At 37.8% G+C, this 1,244-nt stretch carries 2 protein-coding genes and 2 tRNA genes; 1 reads left to right on the top strand and 3 read right to left on the bottom strand.

Going from position 1 to position 1,244, the window contains the following annotated elements:
• Positions 1-741: 4'-phosphopantetheinyl transferase family protein (locus VXQ92_RS18980; RefSeq protein ID WP_416682845.1), on the top strand; the 741-nt coding region annotated here is incomplete at its 5' end.
• A gap of 6 nt (positions 742-747) precedes the next feature.
• Here VXQ92_RS18980 and VXQ92_RS18985 read toward each other — a convergent pair.
• From VXQ92_RS18985 to VXQ92_RS18995, 3 genes are all read right to left on the bottom strand, one after another.
• On the bottom strand, positions 748-903 hold the full coding sequence (locus tag VXQ92_RS18985) for an integrase (protein ID WP_416682846.1): 156 nt from the start codon (positions 901-903) through the stop codon (positions 748-750).
• Between the two features lie 126 nt (positions 904-1,029).
• Positions 1,030-1,105, bottom strand: a tRNA-Gly gene (locus VXQ92_RS18990).
• A gap of 44 nt (positions 1,106-1,149) precedes the next feature.
• Positions 1,150-1,225, bottom strand: a tRNA-Gly gene (locus VXQ92_RS18995).
• Positions 1,226-1,244 lie beyond the last annotated feature (19 nt).

Raw genomic sequence — 1,244 nt, forward strand, 5'->3', positions numbered from 1 at the left:
GTTTATGTTTGCCCAATTTTACGGGTACCAGACAACCATCTCATATTGAGTCATTATCTCAGCTTTCTCAATGCGGCAGAAAAGCTGAGATATGATCAATATCATTCTCATGCAGCGCGACTTTTCTTAATTTCTCGTGTGTTAATGAAGTCCGTTTTATCAGATAAGTTGGGTATCTTGCCCCATGAGGTCATCATTCAATTACAACCTAACGGCAAACCTTTTGTACGAGGCAATAAGGCTATTTATTTTAATCTTAGTCACTCCGCGGAACTTATTGTTTTTGCTGTGACAGAAAAAGGAGAAATAGGGGTCGATGTTGAAAGAATGGACCATGAGTTCGAATGGAGGCGTGTCGATAGCGTGTTAGCGCCAAGTGAAATTGAATGGATTCAGCAAAATGAATGGACTAATCCAACTAGTGTATATCAACGTTTTTTTCAAATATGGACCTTAAAAGAATCCTATATTAAATGTACTGGTGAAGGAATGAGCCGTCATTTAAAGAAGCTCAACTTTCATGTATCTCCTGAACATATACAATTTTGCGATTTAACCAATAATGATGTTCAAAGAACCGAGCAGTATCATTTTAAAAGTTATATCTATAATTATAGTTTTATCTTCTCCCTATGTTTACAGCAGAGTCATTGCCTAGAAAGCTTTAATATAGATTGTTTTCAATTATTACCTTATATATCTACACATCGAATAACTCTAGAACCTTGCGAACATAACTAACTTAAATCAAGGCAATGAGTGATTTTGAAATTCTAAATCTAATAATTTTTTAGTGGCCCATTGTTCACACTCACTCGCAGTATCTCGAGTAGCTGTATAACGTTTGCCTAAATAACGGACAGTGATGTGCCACGCGTCTCCGCGCTTAACCGGCTTTTGCATAATAACACTCCAAATTTCATGGTACTGCAATGGAAATATAAAGCGTTTTTTAATGCGAATTTTGAATTGACCAATAAACAATAAAAAAACCACCTAATTCTTTCGAATTAGGTGGTTTTTAAATTTTGGAGCGGGAAACGAGACTCGAACTCGCGACCCCAACCTTGGCAAGGTTATGCTCTACCAACTGAGCTATTCCCGCATGTATGAGCAGTTTTTACTAAAACTTTCTCAAAAAAACCAATCTGGAGCGGGAAACGAGACTCGAACTCGCGACCCCAACCTTGGCAAGGTTATGCTCTACCAACTGAGCTATTCCCGCGTGCCGCTTATAATACATT

It is taken from the genome of Acinetobacter sp. 228 (assembly GCF_048147885.1).